The sequence below is a fragment of the Alkalibacterium indicireducens genome (genome assembly GCF_039522005.1).
In the GTDB taxonomy this organism is placed as follows: domain Bacteria; phylum Bacillota; class Bacilli; order Lactobacillales; family Carnobacteriaceae_A; genus Alkalibacterium; species Alkalibacterium indicireducens.
Window position 1 is genome coordinate 25,248 of sequence record NZ_BAAADA010000109.1, and the last position, 20,759, is coordinate 46,006.

General features: G+C 41.9%; 16 protein-coding genes. 15 read left to right on the top strand and 1 reads right to left on the bottom strand.

Annotated elements, in window-relative coordinates; all coding sequences use genetic code 11:
* Positions 1–16 precede the first annotated feature (16 nt).
* The 12 genes from ABFX15_RS06660 (at position 17) to ABFX15_RS06715 (ending at position 14,791) form a co-directional block, all read left to right on the top strand.
* Positions 17–1,675 (top strand): DAK2 domain-containing protein, encoded by a 1,659-nt coding sequence (locus tag ABFX15_RS06660; RefSeq protein ID WP_428830613.1) that lies wholly within the window; start codon positions 17–19, stop codon positions 1,673–1,675.
* 78 nt (positions 1,676–1,753) lie between these two features.
* A complete protein-coding gene (gene recG / locus ABFX15_RS06665) occupies positions 1,754–3,796 on the top strand; it encodes an ATP-dependent DNA helicase RecG (RefSeq protein WP_346024686.1) in 2,043 nt (680 codons plus the stop codon).
* 28 nt (positions 3,797–3,824) lie between these two features.
* On the top strand, positions 3,825–4,823 hold the full coding sequence (plsX, locus tag ABFX15_RS06670; RefSeq protein WP_346024687.1) for a phosphate acyltransferase PlsX: 999 nt from the start codon (positions 3,825–3,827) through the stop codon (positions 4,821–4,823).
* Positions 4,824–4,991: 168 nt separating this feature from the next.
* Positions 4,992–5,231: an acyl carrier protein gene (gene acpP / locus ABFX15_RS06675; RefSeq protein WP_346024688.1), complete on the top strand. Its 240-nt coding sequence runs from the start codon at positions 4,992–4,994 to the stop codon at positions 5,229–5,231.
* 222 nt (positions 5,232–5,453) lie between these two features.
* Positions 5,454–6,458: an ABC transporter ATP-binding protein gene (locus ABFX15_RS06680; RefSeq protein ID WP_091478800.1), complete on the top strand. Its 1,005-nt coding sequence runs from the start codon at positions 5,454–5,456 to the stop codon at positions 6,456–6,458.
* Positions 6,459–6,460: 2 nt separating this feature from the next.
* Positions 6,461–7,453, top strand: coding sequence for an ATP-binding cassette domain-containing protein (locus ABFX15_RS06685; protein WP_346024689.1), 993 nt, complete (start codon positions 6,461–6,463; stop codon positions 7,451–7,453).
* A gap of 2 nt (positions 7,454–7,455) precedes the next feature.
* Entirely contained in the window at positions 7,456–8,415 is a 960-nt protein-coding gene (locus ABFX15_RS06690; protein ID WP_346024690.1) for an ABC transporter permease, read from the top strand.
* Between the two features lie 34 nt (positions 8,416–8,449).
* Complete coding sequence (locus tag ABFX15_RS06695; RefSeq protein ID WP_346024691.1) at positions 8,450–9,397, top strand: ABC transporter permease; 948 nt, start codon at positions 8,450–8,452, stop codon at positions 9,395–9,397.
* Between the two features lie 18 nt (positions 9,398–9,415).
* Positions 9,416–11,308 (top strand): oligopeptide ABC transporter substrate-binding protein, encoded by a 1,893-nt coding sequence (locus ABFX15_RS06700; RefSeq protein WP_346024692.1) that lies wholly within the window; start codon positions 9,416–9,418, stop codon positions 11,306–11,308.
* A 196-nt stretch (positions 11,309–11,504) separates the two neighbouring features.
* Positions 11,505–12,602 (top strand): ABC transporter permease, encoded by a 1,098-nt coding sequence (locus ABFX15_RS06705; protein WP_346024693.1) that lies wholly within the window; start codon positions 11,505–11,507, stop codon positions 12,600–12,602.
* A 9-nt stretch (positions 12,603–12,611) separates the two neighbouring features.
* Entirely contained in the window at positions 12,612–13,280 is a 669-nt protein-coding gene (locus tag ABFX15_RS06710) for an ABC transporter ATP-binding protein (RefSeq protein ID WP_346024694.1), read from the top strand.
* A 20-nt stretch (positions 13,281–13,300) separates the two neighbouring features.
* Positions 13,301–14,791 (top strand): phytoene desaturase family protein, encoded by a 1,491-nt coding sequence (locus ABFX15_RS06715; RefSeq protein ID WP_346024695.1) that lies wholly within the window; start codon positions 13,301–13,303, stop codon positions 14,789–14,791.
* Between the two features lie 59 nt (positions 14,792–14,850).
* Here ABFX15_RS06715 and ABFX15_RS06720 read toward each other — a convergent pair whose 3' ends face one another.
* Entirely contained in the window at positions 14,851–15,663 is an 813-nt protein-coding gene (locus ABFX15_RS06720; protein ID WP_346024696.1) for a Cof-type HAD-IIB family hydrolase, read from the bottom strand.
* A gap of 176 nt (positions 15,664–15,839) precedes the next feature.
* Here ABFX15_RS06720 and ABFX15_RS06725 point away from each other — a divergent pair, with 176 nt between their 5' ends.
* The 3 genes from ABFX15_RS06725 (at position 15,840) to pfkA (ending at position 20,755) form a co-directional block, all read left to right on the top strand.
* Positions 15,840–16,181 carry a metal-sulfur cluster assembly factor gene (locus ABFX15_RS06725; protein ID WP_091266826.1) on the top strand — a complete coding sequence of 114 codons (342 nt, stop codon included), beginning with the start codon at positions 15,840–15,842 and terminating at the stop codon, positions 16,179–16,181.
* Between the two features lie 86 nt (positions 16,182–16,267).
* The gene (gene dnaE / locus ABFX15_RS06730; protein ID WP_346024697.1) at positions 16,268–19,588 is read left to right on the top strand and encodes a DNA polymerase III subunit alpha; all 3,321 of its coding nucleotides are present in this window, start codon (positions 16,268–16,270) and stop codon (positions 19,586–19,588) included.
* Positions 19,589–19,792: 204 nt separating this feature from the next.
* Complete coding sequence (gene pfkA, locus ABFX15_RS06735) at positions 19,793–20,755, top strand: 6-phosphofructokinase (RefSeq protein WP_346024698.1); 963 nt, start codon at positions 19,793–19,795, stop codon at positions 20,753–20,755.
* Positions 20,756–20,759: the final 4 nt, after the last annotated feature.

The window sequence follows — 20,759 nt, forward strand, 5'->3', positions numbered from 1 at the left end:
GGAGGAAATTGCAAAAGTGGATGCTAAGAGTTTAAAATCAAAAAAGTTTAAAGAAATGGTGGCCCTGGGTAGAAAACGTCTGGACGAACAGACTGAATATGTCAACTCATTGAATGTATTCCCGGTACCGGATGGTGATACAGGGACAAATATGAATTTATCATTTACCAGCGGAACGAATGCTGTTAAAGATTCAACCAGTGACAACATGGGAGACACTGCCCAGGCACTGGCCAAGGGTCTGCTTATGGGTGCCCGTGGAAATTCCGGTGTTATTCTTTCCCAGCTTTTCAGAGGCTTCTCTAAAGCGATCGAAGGCAAAGAAGAAATCAATGCACAGGAATTAGCTGCAGCTTTTCAAGGTGGAGTAGACACAGCCTACAACGCAGTGATGAAACCTGTAGAAGGGACAATACTGACAGTTGCAAGACAGTCAGCAAAAGCCGGATCGAAAAAGGCTGAGGAAACTGACGACGTTATCGAGATAATGGAAACTGTCCTCACTGCTGCTAAAAAATCACTTAAAAAGACTCCTGATCTTCTGCCGGTTCTTAAAGAAGTAGGCGTGGTTGACAGTGGCGGACAAGGTCTAGTCTATATTTATGAAGGCTTTCTTTCTTCACTGACTGGAGAAGAGCTTGTTGAAGAAGGACATGAACTGGATGAACTGGTTCGTGCAGAACACCATAGAGGCGGCGTGCATGAGCATGTATCAACTGAAGACATCACGTTTGGATACTGTACTGAAATTATGGTTCGTATCGGCGAAGGGGAAACAGTTGAGCAGGAATTTGACTACGAAGAGTTCAGAAATTACTTAGATAAACTCGGAGATTCTCTTCTAGTCGTATCAGATGAAGAAGTCATCAAAGTGCACGTGCATACCGAAAAACCGGGCGAAGTCATGAACTACGGTCAGAAATTCGGCTCACTGATGAAGATCAAAGTCGATAATATGCGTGAGCAGCACTCTAAGCTGTCTCATTCTGACGAATCTACTCCGCAGACTACTAAGAAAAAAGATTTTGCTGTTGTAGCTATAGCTCCTGGAGAAGGGCTTAAAGTCCTGTTTGAAAGTCTGGGTGTTGACTATGTGCTTCAAGGTGGACAGACGATGAATCCAAGTACTGAAGATATCGTCAAAGCCATGGAAAGCGTACCGGCTGACAACTACATTATTCTGCCTAACAATAAGAATATCTTCATGGCTGCTGAGCAGGCTGCACAAGTCGTCGAAGCAAGTGCAGCTGTCGTTGAGACACGTACGATTCAGCAAGGGCTGACAGCTATGCTGGGATACAATCCGGCACATGATCTGGAAACAAACAAAGAGACAATGACTGAAGAACTGGATCTTGTAAAATCCGGTCAAATCACTTTTGCAGTTAGAGACACCGAAATCAACGGCCTGGCGATCCGCAAGGACGATTTCATGGGTCTGATCGATGGAGAAATCAAAGTAACAGAACCTGATATGTTTGATGTAGCGGTAAAGACAATAGAGCTGATGATTGATGAAGACAGCGAGATCGTCACACTGCTTATCGGTGAAGATGGAACTGAAGAAGAAGCTGAAAAAATCTCTGAGTATATCAATGATCACTTCCCTGATTTGGAAGTTGAAATTCATGCTGGAGATCAGCCCGTTTATCCGTATCTGATTTCTGTAGAATAATTATTAAGAGGAATAGGAGAAACGACTTGTGATTCTGTTGTTTCCTCTATTCCTGTTTTTTTAGAAAGGAGAGAGTTTGTGAATCAGTCTATTCAAGACCCGGTATCAGTACTCTCAGGCGTTGGAGAAAAAAGAGTCGATGCTCTGAACGATTTGGGGATTTACACCATTTACGATCTTCTGACCCATTATCCCTTTCGCTATGAAGACCTGACTGTGAGAGCTATCGATGAAATTGAAGATAACGAAAAAGTGGTGCTGGAAGGCATTGCACTGTCAGATGGTGTATTAAGTCACTTCGGGAGAAGAAAGAATCGACTGACTTTCCGTATCAACTGCGATCATGTGATAGTTAGCGTGACTTTCTTTAATCAGCCTTTCCTTCAGAAACAGGTACAGGCCGGTAACCTTTTAAAGATATACGGGCGCTGGGATATCAATAGAAAACAGCTTAACGGCATAAAAATCCTTTCTACAGGAAATGAGAATCAGAATACCGAGGCCATTTACCATACTACGAAAAAAATCAGACAGTCTACTTTTCTCAAACTGATAAAACAAGCATGGGACATTTATCATCCTTTTATAGAGGATAATATACCACTGACTCTACTGGAAGAGTATCAGCTGTCGAGCATGAAAGAGACGATATTCAATATGCATTTTCCGGAAAGTGATGAGCAGCTTGAAAAGGCCCGGTACTCAGTTGTATTCAGAGAGTTTTTTTACTATCAGATGAAACTGATCTGGCGCAAGAAACAGCTGAAGAACAGCCAGTTTGGTAATCGTATCGAATATAATGTTGATAGACTGAAGTCATTTTTCAGGAGTCTGCCATACGAACTGACGGAGGCTCAGAAAAGAGTAGTCAATGAAGTCTGTAAAGATCTTCTGTCTTCCCGCCAGATGTTCAGACTGGTGCAGGGGGACGTTGGGAGCGGAAAGACAGTGGTAGCCGCTGCAGCGATATTAGCTGCCCAAACAGATGGCAGGCAGACGGCATTCATGGCACCTACTGAAATTCTTGCCGCTCAGCACAAAGAGTCTCTTGATGAGATGTTCCTTGATATAGACATTACAGTTGCTCTGCTGACGGGATCTACTCGTAAGAAAGAAAGAGATGCCATCCTTGAAGGTCTGGAAAATGGATCGATTGATTGTGTCGTTGGAACCCATGCTTTGATACAGGAAGGGGTCAATTACAAGTCTCTCGCTCTCGTCATCACTGATGAGCAGCATCGGTTCGGAGTGAACCAGAGAAAAGCTTTGAGAGAAAAGGGCTATCACCCCGACGTACTCTTCATGACGGCCACCCCTATACCTAGAACGTTATCGATTACGGCATATGGAGAGATGGATGTATCGATCATCGATGAAATGCCAAAGGGAAGGAAACCGATATCCACTTACTGGATCCGTCCGGCTCATTTTGACAGACTGATTGGATTTGTACAGAAAGAGTTGAGTAAAGGCCACCAGGTTTATGTCATCAGCCCGCTGATTGAAGAGTCGGAAACCATGGATCTTGAAAACGTAACTGCGCTGCAGGCCACCTACCAGGAAGCTCTAGGAAGTCAGGCATCAGTCGGGCTGCTTCATGGTAAAATGACACCTTCAGAAAAAGAAGAAGTTATGACAGCATTTCAGGCAAACGAACTGAATGTGCTCGTCTCGACAACAGTCATCGAAGTAGGCGTAAATGTCCCGAACGCTACATTAATGGTCATTCACGACGCAGACCGGTTCGGCCTGGCTCAGCTGCATCAGCTGAGAGGCAGAGTAGGGCGTGGAGCAGATGAATCTTACTGTGTTCTGATCGCTGATCCCAAAGGAGAAAAAGGAGCAGAGCGAATGAAAATCGTCACCGAAACGAGTGACGGCTTTGTCCTCAGTGAGAAGGATCTGGAAATGCGTGGGTCCGGAGATATGTTCGGGTTGAAGCAGTCGGGGATGCCTGAATTCAAACTTGCTGATATCAATGAAGATGCAGTAATTTTAGAAGACGCTCGTAAGCAGGCTATACTTCTACTGAATTCAGAACAGTTTTATCAGGAAGAAGCGTATGCTGGACTCAGAAATGAGATAGGAATCATCCTCGATCAGCAGCCGATCCTTGACTAACATTAGAAAGTAACAGGAGGAAATTAAAGTGAGAATTGCTGTAGATGCTATGGGCGGAGATAACGCCCCTAAAGAAATCGTTAAAGGTTGTTTAAGGGCAGCCAGAGAATTTTCAGACGTGACACTTGTCTTATATGGGAAGGAAGAAGCCATCAGAAATGAATTGAGCGAAGATCTTCCTAACATCGAGATCGTTCACTCTGAAGAAGTGGTCAAAAGTGATGACGATCCAGTCAGATCAATTCGAAGAAAAAAAGAATCATCGATGGTCAAAGCTGCTTACTCTGTAAAAAATGGTGAAAACCATGCCTTGTTCTCTGCAGGGAACACCGGCGCGCTTCTTGCTGCAGGAACATTGATTATTGGTCGTATGAAAGGGATCGATCGTCCCGGACTTCTGGCGACATTTCCTGCATTATCAGATAAACGCGCAGTTTTCAATATGATCGATGTAGGGGCAAATGCAGATTCGAAACCCCTGAATATCAATCAGTATGCCACTTTAGGGACCTATTACTCAAAGCATGTCCACGGCATAGTTAAGCCGACTGTTGGGCTGCTGAATAACGGAACAGAAGAAAACAAAGGAAATGACCTGTCCAAATCATCGTATGCCTTATTAAAAGAGAACGATGCAATCAATTTTATCGGTAATGTAGAAGCAAGAGACCTTTTGGATGGAGTTGCTGATGTCGTTGTTACTGATGGATTTACAGGGAATGCGGTGCTTAAAACAATTGAAGGGACCGCGATCTCTCTGATGAGCGTCATTAAGGGTGCGATCATGGACAACGGGATCAAAGCCAAACTTGGCGGGCTGATGCTTAAAGACAGTCTTAAAGAAGTGAAAGATCTGCTAGATTATTCCAAGTATGGAGGAGCAGTCCTGTTTGGTCTTAAAGCACCGGTTATAAAGACGCATGGATCAGCAACAGAAGAGCCCGTTTATCATACGATCAGACAGATAAGAGAAATGCTCGAATCTAGTCTCCTCGAAGATCTAATCAGGCATTTCGAAAATCAGTAAGTACAGGCTCATCTGTAATATATGACGTTTTTTTGTAATTCTTTTTAAATATATGGAAATTACAATGAGGATGTTATACAATTATCCTTATGAATCAAATGATATTTTAATAATAGATTAATAGAAATAATAGAATCTGATCAATTATCAGTGAGGGAGTAGAGTAGAATGAGTGAACAGGAAGTATTTGATAAAGTTAAAAACATTATTGTTGAGCGTTTAGGTGTAGATGAAGAAAAAATTACACGCGACACTACTTTTAAAGATGATCTGGGAGCAGACTCCCTGGATATAGTGGAACTGGTCATGGAAATGGAAGACACATTTGGTAAAGAAATATCAGATGAAGACGCTGAACAGATCACAACTGTCGGAAAAGCAGTCGATTACATCAAGAGTAACGCATAGTTTATTTTGAACAAAATATGACTCCTTGAGTTTGATTAGAATAAAGTTAGAAAAAAAGCTTGAAAATTTAACTTATTGTTATAAAATTAAAAAAAGAGTATTGATGTTATAATAAATCAGGTGTATAATTCGATTTATATTATTAAGCTTTTAATGAAAATCAAATGAAAGTTTAATAATCTTCTCTGACTTACAGGGAAGTAGAGTATAGGAGGTTAAGTAGTGGCCGTCGAACGAAGTTTGTTAGAGGTTAACAACTTAGAAACAGGATTCAGATTTGGAGATGTTTACCACAACGCTGTAGATGGCGTGTCATTGACGCTGAAGAAAAATGAGATACTTGCAATAGTCGGTGAGTCCGGCTGCGGGAAATCTACTTTGGCTACATCGATCATGGGACTTCACGATCATAAGAACACCCAAATTAAAGGAGAAGTATTATATAAAGATTTAAACCTTCTCGACTTGAATGAAAAGTTGTATAACCGAATTAGAGGTAATGACATAGGTATGATTTTTCAGGATCCATTGGGGTCTCTAAATCCACTTATGACTATTTTTAATCAAATATCAGAATCACTTGAATACCATTCTGATTTAAATGAACAGCAGCGTAAAGACCGAGTGCTTGAACTGCTGAACCAGGTTGGGATCCCCCGCCCTGAACAGATAATGAAAGCTTATCCGCATGAGTTGTCAGGTGGAATGAGACAGAGGGTCGTCATTGCGATCGCACTGGCCAACAAGCCGCCTATCATCATTGCAGATGAACCGACTACCGCATTGGATGTTACCATTCAGGCTCAGATTCTTGACCTGATGAATGACATACAGGACGAAACAGGTTCAGGAATTATCCTGATCACTCACGACCTGGGCGTTGTAGCAGAAACAGCGGATAGAGTAGCTGTCATGTATGCAGGACAAATTGTGGAAGAAGCACCGGTTGAAGAACTGTTTGCCAATCCCAAGCACCCATACACACGTTCTTTACTTAACTCCATTCCTCATGAACTGGAAAGTGATGATGATGAGCTTCATGTTATACATGGAACTGTTCCTTCTCTTCAGAAACTGCCAAGAAAAGGGTGCCGTTTTGCTCCGCGTATTCCATGGATTCCTGAAAGTGCACATGAAGAAAATCCAGTTCTGCATGAAGTGAGTCCAAACCACAAAGTGAGATGTACATGCTGGAAGCATTTCCACTTTGAAGGGGAGGAAAAATAATAATGGGATTTATTGAAGTTAAAGATTTAAAAGTACATTATCCGATCCGAGGCGGCGTGCTGAACACGATTCAGAGCTATGTAAAAGCCGTCGATGGTGTCAACCTGACGATTGAAGGCGGGAAGACATACGGTCTGGTTGGAGAATCAGGATCAGGAAAGACGACGATCGGAAAGACGATCATTGGTCTTGAGAAAGCGACTTCAGGACAGATCATGTATGAGGGACAGAATGTAACTAATAAAGCTAGAAGCCGCAAAGAAAAATATGCAGCGTATAACAAAGACGTTCAGATGATTTTCCAGGATGCAACATCATCCATGAATCCGAAGAAGCGTATTCTAGATGTTATTGCAGAACCTATGCGTAATTACTTTGATTATACTCCAGATGAAATCAAGCGTAGAGTTGTGGATCTACTTGAGATCGTTGGGATGAATGCAGAGGCTATGTACAAATACCCTCATGAATTCTCCGGTGGACAGAGACAGAGAATAGGTGTTGCCCGTGCCGTTGCCAGTGATCCGAAACTGATCATTGCTGATGAACCTACATCTGCTTTGGACCTTTCCGTCCAGGCTCAGGTTCTTAACTTTATGAGACGTATTCAGAAAGAGTATAACTTAAGTTACCTTTTCATTTCACATGACCTTGGTGTGGTTCAGCACATGTCAGACGACATTGCGATCATGCACAGAGGACGTTTCGTTGAACAAGGGTCAAAAAAGGAAATCTACAGCAACCCGCAGCATATTTACACTAAACGTCTCCTGTCAGCGATTCCAGATATGGATCCGACTACCAGAGCTGCTCATAAAGTTGAAAGACAGCGCGTAGAAGCCGAGTACGATGCACAGGAAACAGAATACTATGATCCTGACGGGCGAGTATATGATCTGCAGGAATTCAAAAAAGATCACCTTGTTGCTCTTCAGCCGGAAGCACCTAATGCTTCTCTGCAAAATGAGAAAGTGAAAACAGGAGGGGAACGTTAGACATGTGGAAGACGATTTTTAGACGAATACTTTTAATGATTCCTCAAATTATTATTTTAAGTATCCTGATTTTTATTATTGCTGATTTCATGCCTGGAGACCCATTCCGAGGACTGGTCGATCCTAACTTGGACCCGGCTCATCTTGAGGCTCAGCGTGAAGCGTTTGGATTAAACGATCCTCTGCCTGTCAGATATGTCAGATGGGTTGGAGATGCTCTTCAAGGTGATTTCGGACGAAGTTTCACCTATCAGCAGCCAGTGGTGGCTGTAATAGGTGCAAGACTAGGAAATACTGTAAGGCTGTCCTTGTTATCAGTTATTCTGACGTATCTTATCGGTCTGCCTTTGGGAATACTGGCTGGAAGATATAATGAGTCTGTACTGGATAAAACAGTACTGGTCTATAACTTTGTCAGTTTCGCCGTTCCGATATTCGTATTGGCCCTGCTGATGGTCTGGATATTCGGGTACAACCTTAACTGGTTCCCATCCAGAGGGTCGGTCAGCATCAATGCTAGTACCCCTTGGGAAGTTTGGACAAGTCGATTATATCACTTGATACTTCCGTCTATTACAACCGCGATTTTAGGTACCACGTCTATTATTCAGTATCTAAGAAGTGAAATAATTGATGCCAAAGTATCAGACTATGTGAAGACAGCACGATCTAAAGGTGTGCCAATATCCAAGGTCTATACTAAACACATCTTCAGAAATGCATCACTTCCAATCGCATCAGGATTTGGATTTACGATTGTAAGTCTATTTACCGGATCAATCTTTATCGAACAGATCTTTAATTTCCGCGGTATGGGATATTTATTCCTCCAGTCAATCAACACGCGAGATTACAGTGTCATTTTTGTCCTTGTGTTGTTCTACGGATTCTTAGGGTTGATAGGGACATTACTTTCAGATTTGATCTTGATGGCTGTAGATCCACGTATTAGAATTGATTAGATTATTTTCAACTGGAAAGGAATGAATAAATCTTATGGCTACAAACCAAGACGCGGAAGCAGCAGTCCTTTCGGATGATATGGCCGCTTCTTCCCCACCAATGGGTATGAAAGTAATTGTTCGCGAATTTATGAGAGATAAGCTGGCCCTGGCTTCTCTAATATTGCTGGTTGGACTTCTGGTCACCATATTCATCTGGTCTTTCCTTATTGATCAGGACCAGGTTACCAACGTCAGCTTGTGGGATTCGTACTTGAGACCTATGTCTTTCAGTGAAGATCCGGCAAGAGAAGGCATGCGCTTTATACTCGGAACAGATTCAGCGGGAAGAGATATTTTTGGTCTTCTGCTAATAGGAGCAAGAAATTCACTGCTTCTTGGATGGTCAGTGACTGTTGTCACCAGTATTATTGGTATTGTTATCGGAATTCTTGCCGCATATTATGCCGGACTTATCGATAACATCATCATGCGGATCATAGACTTCATCATGATTTTGCCTCAGCTAATGATCATTATCATCTTTATTACGATTGTTCCGACTTATAATGTATTTACATTTGCATTGATACTTATAGTTTTCAACTGGCATGGCCAGGCAAGGTTTATCAGGGGACGTGCACTGACAGTCGGACGACTGGATTTTATCAGTGCATCGAAGACAATGGGAACACCGTCACTCGTGATCATGCTTCGTGAAATGATGCCTAACATCAGTTCACTGATCATCGTCAACCTGACACTGAACTTTGCAGGAAGTATCGGCTTAGAAACAGGGTTATCCTACTTAGGATTCGGGCTTCCGCCTGGAACACCAAGTTTAGGAACCTTAGTTGCTCATGCCACCAATCCAGATATTCTGGAGAATAGAGCTTGGGTTTGGTTACCGGCTTCAACACTCATCCTAGTGTTGGTGCTATGTATAAACTACGTCGGTCGTGCGCTCCAACGTGCTGCAGACGCTAAACAAAGATTAGGATAAGAGAAGGGGAGAAAAAATATGTCAAACAAGAAAAGATATAGCATGCTTGCAAGTACTGCTGCTGTAGCATTCATCTTGGCTGCCTGCGGTAACGGCGATACTGCCGATACTAACGATAACGGCGTAGATGAGAACGGCGCTACTGAGGAAGAAGTAGAAGACGATGCCAACGGTGAAACTGCCAATGAAGGTCCTGCACCGATTGAATTCGAGACGAGAGTCGAGAATGAAGGGGAAGCAATCGAAGGCGGAACATTAAACGTTGGATTTGTAACTGACTCACCATTTACAGGTATTTTCAGTTATGAGCTATACACATCTGCCCCTGATGCAACCGTCATGCAGTATGCAATGGGTACACTTGTCGGAACAGACGAGAACTACCGGTTTGATGATTCTGGAGCAGCTACTGTTGATGTTGACCGGGATACTAACTTAGTAACGATTACTTTACGTGATGATGTTTACTGGCACGATGGCGAACAAGTAACTGCCGGAGACATTGCCTTTGCACATGAAATCATTGGTCACCCGGACTACACAGGCGTTCGTTACAGTTCTGACATGCAGAGCATCGTTGGTATGGAAGCATACAAAAATGGTGAAGCTGACAGCATTGAAGGGATCACTGTTGTAGATGACCAGACTCTTGAAATTCAATACGAATCTGTAGGGGTACAGATGCTTCAAGCCGGTGGTGGAGTCTGGACTTCTGCAGCACCTCGTCACTATCTGGAACATATTCCAGTGGCTGAACTTGAATCTGCACCAGAAATCCGTGAAAACCCAATTGGATTTGGTCCGTTCAAGGTCGAGAACATCGTTCCAGGTGAATCAGTATCGTATACTCGTTTTGACGATTACTTCCGAGGAACTCCAAACATTGAAAGAATCGAACTTGAAACAGTTCCAACTTCAACTGCTGTAGCAGCTATGCAAAATCACCAGTTTGATTTGTTCCTGAGCATGCCTACAGACCAGTTTGAGAACTTTAAAGATATCCCAGGCTATACTATACTAGGTCGTCAGGAAAATGCCTACACTTATATCGGATTTAAACTAGGTGAATGGCAGGAAGCACAAGAAGATGATGAAGGCAACGTAATAGAGCCTGCTCAAAACGTTCCGGATCCAGATGCTAAAATGGCCGATGTCAACTTGAGACAGGCGATGGCATATGCGATCGATAACGATGCTGTTGGTGCCCGTTTCTACCAGGGACTACGCAGCCGTGCAACATCTCCGATCATCCCTAACTTTGCTGACTACCACAATGATGATCTTGAAGGCTATCCTTATAATCCAGATCGTGCTAACGAGCTGCTTGATGAAGCAGGATATGAAGATATAGATGGCGATGGATTCCGTGAAACTCCAGATGGAGAAGAACTGGTGATCAACTTTGCATCAATGGCTGGTGGAGAAGTGGCAGAACCAATTGCCGAGTACTACATGCAGTCTTGGAGAAACATCGGATTGAACGTTCAACTACTTGACGGACGTCTACATGAGTTCAACTCATTCTACGACCGTGTTGAAGCCGACGATCCAAACATCGATATCTTCCAAGCTGCTTGGGGAACTGGAACAGATCCTACTCCAGACGGACTTTACGGCCGTTATGCACCGTTCAACTACACACGTTGGGCTACTGAAGAAAATGACGCCTTCATGGAAGATATGCTCAGCGAGCAGGGCTTCGATGTTGAATGGCGTGCAGAAGTATTCAGAGAATGGCAGGAGTACTTCATGGAAGAGTTACCAATCATCCCGACTCTATTCCGTAATGAAGTCTTCCCAGTCAACAACCGTTTAGGTGCTTACGACATTACTGTAGGAGAAGATCCAGACACACCAGGTGCTGGAATCCACACTTGGTACCTGATCGACGAAGATCGTGCAACAGAATAATTAAAATCACTGATAGACTATCTAGTATCGCTCAAAAATCGCTCAATCACCTGAAAAGACATTGATCTTTTCAGGTGATTTTTTTAGTTTAAATAATTGTAGTTATTTATAAAATGTTATATGATAGTAGTTAATCGGTGTAAGTTTATTCACAATTTACTTCGAATTCAAATTAATATTTTTAGGAGTAATGCATATGTTTTTAGCATGGAAAGAAATAAAGTATTCTAAAACCAGGTTTGCTCTAATTATCGGAGTGGTTGTTCTCGTGTCATATCTTGTTTTTTTTCTGACTGGCTTGGCTTACGGTCTAGCACAGGAAAATAGAACCAGCATTGATAAGTGGGAGGCGACTGGAATCGTTCTTGCAGATGAATCAAACCTTAATATCAACATGTCGATGTTTCCAAAAGAACTGGTCGATGAGGTCGATGCTTCGGAGACTGCTTCTCTAGGTGTAACCTCAAGTGTAGTTCAGCTAGTTGAAGATTCGGAAGATGACGATGATTCAAAGGTCAATGTCACGTTTTTTGGAGTTAATGAAGATGAATTCATCTTTCCTGAGATTCTGGAAGGGGAATCTCTTCAGAATGACAATGAAGTGATAGCGGATATCAGTTTGAAAGAAGAAGAAGGATATGAACTGAATGATGAACTGTCGCTTGCGGGTATCGATACAACCGTAACAATCGTCGGGTTCACGGATAATGCAAAATTTAATGTCGCTCCAGTATTATACACAGCCCAGTCAACCTATCAGCATATCAGAGCAAGTGGATTCGGCGAAAGAGACGATGAGATCATCAGTGCTGTTGTAGTTCAGACGGATAGTGGTGAACTGGAAGGAGTGGAACTGGGGACTGATGACCTGGAAATATTTGAAATCGACGAGTTTATCAGTAACTTACCCGGATATAATGCACAGGTACTCACTTTCGGACTCATGATCGGTTTCCTGGTGCTTATTGCGGCTATGATCGTAGGTATATTCATCTATGTCCTGACACTTCAGAAAACTTCAATCTTAGGTGTTATGAAAGCACAAGGGATTTCGTCCGGATATATAGGTAAATCCGTAGTTGGACAGACACTGCTGCTGACCCTCTTCGGAGTGCTGACTGGTCTTTTGCTGACTTTAATTACAGGTCTTCTTCTGCCAAATGAAGTTCCCTATATGAATAATATTCTGTTTTTTGCTGGTATAACAACTTTATTAATTATTGTAGCTTTAATGGGGGCATTCTTCTCAGTGAGAACGGTAGTAAAAATCGACCCTCTGGAAGCTATAAGTTAGGAGATCATCTTGAAACTTATTGAATTGAAACAAGTTACAAAAACATTTGATGATGGACGAAAAAAAATAGAAGCATTAAAAGAAACAAACTTTTCAGTTGAAGAAGGTGAATTTGTGGCCGTTATTGGCCCGAGTGGCTCTGGAAAAAGTACATTTCTGACTATAATTGGTGGTCTGCAGACCCCTACTGAAGGTCAAGTTTATATCAACGAAGAAAAGTTCAGTGAGCTTGAAGAAAAGAAACGTGCTAAAAAAAGATTTGATGAAATAGGATTTATTCTACAGGCATCAAATCTGATTCCTTTTCTGACAGTTAAAGATCAGCTTCGTCTGGTCAACAAGATCAATCGTTCCAATTTTGATAAAAATAATGCGAAAGCATTGCTGGACGAGTTGAAAATCAACGAGTTAAGTGATAAATTCCCAAGCGATCTTTCAGGCGGTGAAAGACAGCGTGCGGCGATTGCCCGTGCATTGTACCATGATCCGTCCGTTATTCTCGCAGATGAACCGACGGCCAGTCTCGATACAGACCGAGCTTTTGAAGTGGTTGAAATATTAGGAAGAGAAACGAAGAAAAAGAAAAAAGCAACCATCATGGTTACTCATGACGAAAGACTGACGGATTACTGCGATACAGTATATGTTATGAAAGATGGCGTTTTGAGCAGAAAATAATAGAGGAAAGTTGGATAGGCATGTCAAAAACAGTTAGTGTCATAGGTACCGGAGTAGCAGGTTTAGCTAGTGCAATCCGCCTGCAGCATGCAGGTTACGATGTAACGATATATGAAAAATCCGAAATGGCTGGGGGGAAGATGCATCAGCTTAAAAAAGATGGTTTCACATTTGATGTAGGACCTAGTATTGTGATGATGCCCGAACTTTATAGAGAAGTATTTGAGCTGGCAGGACGGAATCCGGATGATTATATCCCGATGCAGCGGCTTGATCCCATGTATTCAGCATTCTTTGAAGATGAGAAGATAGATGTCTCGTCAGATCTTGTGAAACTTGTTGAGCACCTTGAGGGGATTGGGGAAGAAGATGTAATAGGATTTCTTGGTTATTTGAAAGATATTTATGAACGGTTTACGATTGCGAAGGAGTATTTTATTCAAAGACCATTTAGAAAGTCCTCTGACTTCTATAACCCATTCATGATCAAGCAGGCAATGAAGCTCAAGACGTTTGACAGTGCAAATCATTCAATAGGGAAGTTTGTCAAAGATAAGCGCCTTCAGCAGATACTAAGTTTTCAGACTTTGTATATAGGGATATCTCCTATGAATGGTCCATCTCTTTACACAATTATTCCTATGATTGAGTACTTATACGGCATCTGGTTCATAAAAGGTGGCATGTATACGATGGCCAGTTCAATGGAAAAACTGTTTTTTGAACTTGGCGGTCAGGTAAAGTATGGAGCAGAAGTTGATGAAATTGTCATTGAAAATAAGCAGGCTACAGGAATAAAGCTGAATGGAGAAAAAATCCTTTCCGACTATGTCATGTGCAATGCCGATTTTCCATACGCTATGAAAAACCTTGTAAAAAATACGAAAGCAAAAGGGAAATACACAGACAAAAAAATCGACAGTATGAAATATTCCTGCTCATGTTTCGTCATGTATCTGGGCATGGACAAGAAATACGATAAGGTGGATAATATCCATAATTTTGTATTTTCAAAGGATTTGGATGAAAACCTGGAGGATATTTTTGAAGGGAAGCTACTTGATCAGGCTTCTTTCTATGTTTACATTGCATCCAAACTGGATGAAGATCTGGCTCCTGAAGGAAAGGATGGACTCTATGTTCTGGTGCCTGTTTCCGATCTCTCTACAGCCAAGTATGAGTGGACAAATAATACAATTGCCCATTATAGAAACCAGGTAATCAATAAACTTAAGACGATTGAAGGCTTTGAAACAATAGAAGATGATATTATTTCTGAAAGCTATACCACACCTAAAGACTTTGAGTCCAAGTTTAATGCTTATAACGGAGCGACCTTTGGCCTGAGACCTACTTTAACTCAAAGTAATCATTTTAGGCCTCAGGCTAAGTCAAAAACAGTCGAGAACCTCTATTTTACTGGGAGCAGCACTCATCCAGGAGCCGGAGTTCCAATCGTTTTGACATCTGCAAAAATAGCAACGGAAGAACTTATTTTAGACGACAAATAAATGAAATAAAGACCCGTTGAATCTGATTTGAATAGATTCAGCGGGTCTTAGATGTCTATTTATATTGCAAAGTAAGATTCCAGATAACGCGCGACCCCATCATCATGATTAGAAAAGGAAGTAATATCTCCGGCAATGGCTTTAAGCCTGTCAATACCATTGGACATAACAACACCCAGTCCGGCGTACTGAATCATTTCATAGTCATTTTCCTGATCCCCAAAAGCAAGTATATCTTTGCGGTCGATATTGTAGTATGCAGCAATCCGTTCGAGGCCAAGTGCTTTCTGTACACCGGCTGCCACTACTTCAAGGCAAGGCGTGTCCCCGCCCCACATTCTTACTTCAACAGCATCTCTATACTGTTCGATAATCTTTTCTTCGATGTAAGGCTGGTACTGACGAGTAGAAGTAAATACACCGACAGAAGTAGGATCTTCAAGAAGCGTTTCAGCAGTCAGCTGTTTACTGACTTCAATACCTTCAGGGAAAAAATCAGGATAAGGAATGTATTCACCTTCTATATAGATAGATTGTTTAGACTCTGCGGCAATCAGCTGGACTTCCGGATTTTCTCTCAAAGAGAGCATAGAGATGGCCAAATCTTTACTCAAAGTCTTATGATAAGCGTATGACCAATTCTGCTCAGAAGGGTTATGACACCAGGCACCATTAAAGTTTACTATGGGTGTGGTCATTTCAAGTTCTTGGTAATAATAATAGCTGTTTCGATAAGGCCGGCCGGTCACGATGGATACGATATGTCCATCCTTGCGCAATCGATTCAGTACATCCTTAGTGCGTACACTCAGCATGGACTCATCGTTTAATGTCGTTCCGTCCAGATCGAGTGCAATTAGTTTTCTTTTCATCACTATCTCTCCTCGTTGACCGTTTAATCATCTTTATCCAGTATATCAAAGCCTTAATGAAAAGTATATTTGAATTGAAAAAGGATAAGTCACATCGTCAAAGAAAGTTTTATTTTAAGGTGAACACACGCTTTGCAATATGTTAAAATGAAAGTGAGAAACAAGGAGGAGAGCGTATGACTAAAGAGACTGAAGTATGGACTGATGAACAGATTCAGGATGTAAAAAATCGGATCATGCAGGCAATGGAACAAGTGATCGATCCTGAATTAGGAATCGATATTGTCAACTTGGGCCTTATATATGAAGTTAATGTGTTTAATGGTGGATACTGCGAGATGAAAATAACACTGACCACAATGGGATGTCCGCTGGCAGATGTCATAACTGAGGATATTCTTAATGCAATGAAAACTGTACCCGAAATTACAGAAACTGACGTTAAACTGGTCTGGTATCCAGCATGGGATACGACTCGTATGAGCAGATATGCTAGAATTGCGTTAGGAATCAGATAAAGGCAGCTCTCAATGACGCTATAACAGGCATGCATGTGCCTAATACGCTGCATTGAGGGCTTTATTCTGTTCAAAATGCTGGAGGAATGTCAAAGGTGGAAGGTGATGGAATGGAATTTACTCCTCTTCAAGTGTTCAGTTCATACACATTATTAAAAAGCACACTGTCGGTGCCTTCTATAATCAGTCAGGCTAAAAAGCTTGGCTATACATCCATTGCACTTACAGATAAGCATGTCATGTACGGAGCAGTGGAATTTTATAAAGAAGCAGTCAGACAGAAGATGAAACCTCTTATTGGTTTGACTATTGATTTGACCGCCAGCAATGTCTGGGATGGAGAAACTGAGATAGTTCTGATCGCAAATAATAATAGTGGTTATCAGGAACTTATGTCTCTTTCTACCGATATTATGCTTCGTCATCAAACCCTTGACATCAATCGATTATCTTCGATCAGTCAGAATGTGAGTATCGTTTTACCTGCCACCAGTATTATGTTGGAAGGTCTGAAGCAGGACGCTGAAGCTGTTCGGTCGTTTATACGTACACTTTCCGAGCACTGTCCGGCAATAAGTATAGGGATCAGCTGGGACGATGCTTATCAGTCGGAAATAAGGAGTCTGCAGGAGATGGCTGATGCTGTAGACGTTACATTAGTAATTAGTGAATCTGTTTATCTGAATGATGAAAGCGATTGGTCTGCGATAAAAGTTCTTCATGCGATCGAAAACGGCTTAACTATTGAAGAAGATGAATTTATGCAGCGCAATGGATCAGGTTATCTAAAAAATAAAAGCGAGCAATTAAGCTACTATGCTTCTGTAGGGCTGACTGAAGCTCTTGACAATACTCACAATCTTATTGATAAATGTGAGCTGTCATTTGAATGGGAAACAAGACTTCCGGAATTTAATACACCAGATAACCTAAATTCAGTGCAGTATCTTGAGAATATTTCTTTTGAATGGCTGTCGAAGCGAGTACCTGATTATGACGACAGGTATAAGAGACGACTGACAAAAGAATTGACGGTAATCAGCAAAATGGGCTTTGCGGATTATTTTCTGATAGTCTGGGATCTGATGAAGTTTGCTCATGATAATCAGATCGTAACAGGATCAGGAAGGGGATCTGCTGCAGGCTCTCTAGTTTCTTATGTCCTTAAGATTACAGATGTGGACCCTATAAAGTATGATTTGCTTTTCGACAGATTTCTGAATGAGGAGCGCTTTACTTTACCGGATATCGATCTTGATTTCCCTGACAATAAACGAGAAATGATTTTATCGTATGTATTTGAAAAATATGGGAGTGATCATGTAGCTCAAATAGCGACATTCGGCACATTTGCTGCAAAGATGGCGGTCAGAGACAGCGGAAGAGTTTTTGGATTGACAACAGACAATCTTAAGAATTGGTCTAACGCCATTCCGTCACGACCGGGAGTTACGTTAAAAGAAGCCTATAACGAATCGGATAAACTAAAGGAATTAGTAAATGAATCTGAGAGGAATTTGATGCTGTTTAAAACAGCTGTAAAACTTGAAGGACTCCCCAGACATGTATCCACGCATGCTGCAGGAGTTGTTATCTCCAAGGACCCTCTTACTTTGTCAACACCGCTCCAGGAAGGCAGTGGGGTCATGCCATTGACGCAGTTTACGATGGGTGATGTCGAGACTGTGGGTCTTTTGAAGATGGACTTTCTTGGATTGAAGAACCTGACGATACTAGCTGATTGCCTTTCACTTTCAGGTCTGAACAGACGGTCTATAGACGATAGCCTTGCAGCAATATCTTTAGACGATCCAAAGACTTTAGACTTGTTTAGAACAGCTGATACAAATGGTATTTTTCAGTTTGAGTCTGCCGGGATACAAAGAGTACTTAAAAAACTTGGGCCAACTGAATTTGAAGATATAGTCGCTGTCAATGCATTGTACAGACCAGGTCCTATGGAGCAGATCGATCATTTCATTGCCCGAAAAAAAGGCAAAGAACCGGTTGAATACATTCATGATGATCTGAAAGAAATTTTGTCAGTCACGTATGGCGTTATAGTCTATCAGGAACAAGTAATGAAAGTTGCTTCAAAAATCGCAGGATACACCTTGTCAGAAGCTGATATACTGAGAAGAGCGATTTCAAAGAAGATAAAAGATGAAATAGATGCAGGACGCAACCAATTTGTTGCTGGTGCCAAGGAAAGAGGGTATCAGGAAGAAGATGCCGAGGCGATATACACTCATATAGAAAGGTTCGCCAATTATGGCTTCAACCGATCTCACGCAGTATCTTATTCAAAACTGGCTTTCCAGTTAGCTTATTTCAAGGCACATTATCCCGCAGCATTTTATGTTGCGCTTATGCGCTCCACTTCCAATAGTAGAGAAAAGGTCAGAAAGTATTTAATGGAAGCTAAGCAGCGGGGACTGCGGCTCGTGAAACCCTCTATTAATTCCAGCTGGCATTCCTTTACTGTCAGCAGTGGATCGATTATTTTTGGGCTGGATACGGTGAAAGGTTTGAGAAGAGAGTTCATTAGTCATATAATGAATGAGAGAAAAGCTCATGGCCCATTTAAGGATCTGATGTCTTTCGTTAGTAGGCTGGATGATAAGTGGCGCAAAGAGCAGATGATCCTGCCGCTAATCAAGGCAGGGTGTTTTGATGAGCTGGGAACGAACAGAAATACACTTATTAATGCATTAGTATCTGTTATTGACAGTATCAAGATGAGTAATGGGAATACAGAACTTTTCGAATCATTGGCTCCTAGAATGGAACAGTTGCCTGATTTTTCTTTCAAGGAAAAGCTACAGCAGGAGTTTGAGGTGACTGGTTTTTACCTGTCTGGGCATCCTGCAGAACAATATGCCCAGAGTACGACTGATTTTCTTGCTGTATCTGAAGCCGGACGTTTTTCTACCTATGTTGTTCAGGTTGAAGCCATGAAAAAAATACAGACTAAACGTGGAGAACCAATGGCTTTCATGGATGTGTCGGACTCCTCTGGTGAAGGCACGGTCATTCTGTTTCCTGATGTTTATAGAAGGGTCTCCCGATTATGCAAGGAAGGTGCGCTTCTCCAAGTAAGGGGAAAAGCAGAGTGGAAAGGCGATAGAATCAACGTCATTGCTAGCACAGTTGAAATGCTGATAGAAAAAGAATCTGCGCACAAAGGTCTGTTCCTAAGAATCAGGGATATTGACCAGGACAGAAACAGACTTCAGGAGATCTTAGCTATAGTGTCAAAAAGATCTGGGTCTGTACCCGTTATTATTTATGATCCTTCTACAGAGAGAAAAGAAAAGCTTAAAAGCAAATTCAATGTGCAGCCTGACGAAGATCTGCTCGATGAATTGATAGATGCATTAGGAAAAGAGAATGTTTTTCTGAAATAATCAGCATTAAATCCGTTTATCTCTGTATTTTAAAAGACAAGGCCGGTTAAAAATGATAAAATAATAAATGTATGTAAATAAATGATGGTTTAAGGTAAAATATCCTAGGGTGAAACATGTTGAATGATGACCTGAGGTATTTTACATATCTCTGTGAGTTTCTGACAGGGAATGAAGAAAATTTGCATTGAAGGTGGAAATGAGATGAAAAGAATTGGCGTTCTTACAAGCGGAGGAGACGCTCCCGGAATGAATGCTGCCATACGTGCTGTTGTAAGGAAGGCATTGCATGAAGGCATGGAAGTATATGGTATTAATTACGGATATGCCGGTCTTGTTGCCGGTGATATCAGAAAACTGACACGAAGAGATGTCGGCGACATGATTCAGCGAGGAGGAACTTTCTTATATTCAGCGAGGTATCCCCAATTCGCAACTGAAGAAGGACAGCTGAAAGGAATCGAGCAGCTTAAGCGCTTTGGCATTGAGGGACTAGTCGTCATCGGTGGAGACGGGTCTTACCGTGGGGCATATGCTTTGACTAAACGTGGTTTTCCATGTGTCGGTATCCCCGGAACGATCGACAATGACATTGCAGGAACTGATTACACGATCGGATTCGATACAACAATTAATACAGTGCTTGATGCACTGGATAGGATCAGAGATACAGCTACATCCCATGTCCGCACTTTCGTCATTGAGGTGATGGGCCGAGATGCGGGAGATATCGCTTTGTGGACTGGTGTTGCCAGCGGTGCAGAGCAGATTATTGTTCCTGAAAAAGGCTTCGATATTACAGAAGTAGCTAATAACATCCGAGAAGGAAAAGAGAAAGGCAAAAAGCACAGCATCATTATCCTGGCCGAGGGAGTTATGGGCGGCAATGAGTTTGCTGAAAAGCTGGATGCTATTGATAATTTCCATGTCAGAGTGACAGTCCTGGGACACGTTCAGCGTGGGGGGTCACCTACAGCTAGAGACAGAGTCCTTGCTTCTCAATTTGGAGCTAAAGCAGTCGACGTCCTTAAAGAAGGACAAGGCGGGGTTTGTCTGGGAATAAACAACGAGAAAATTATAGTCAGAGATATCGTTGAAACACTCGACAACATGACCCACACACCTAACATGGACTTGTTTAAGCTGAATGAGGAAATTTCCAACTAACTAT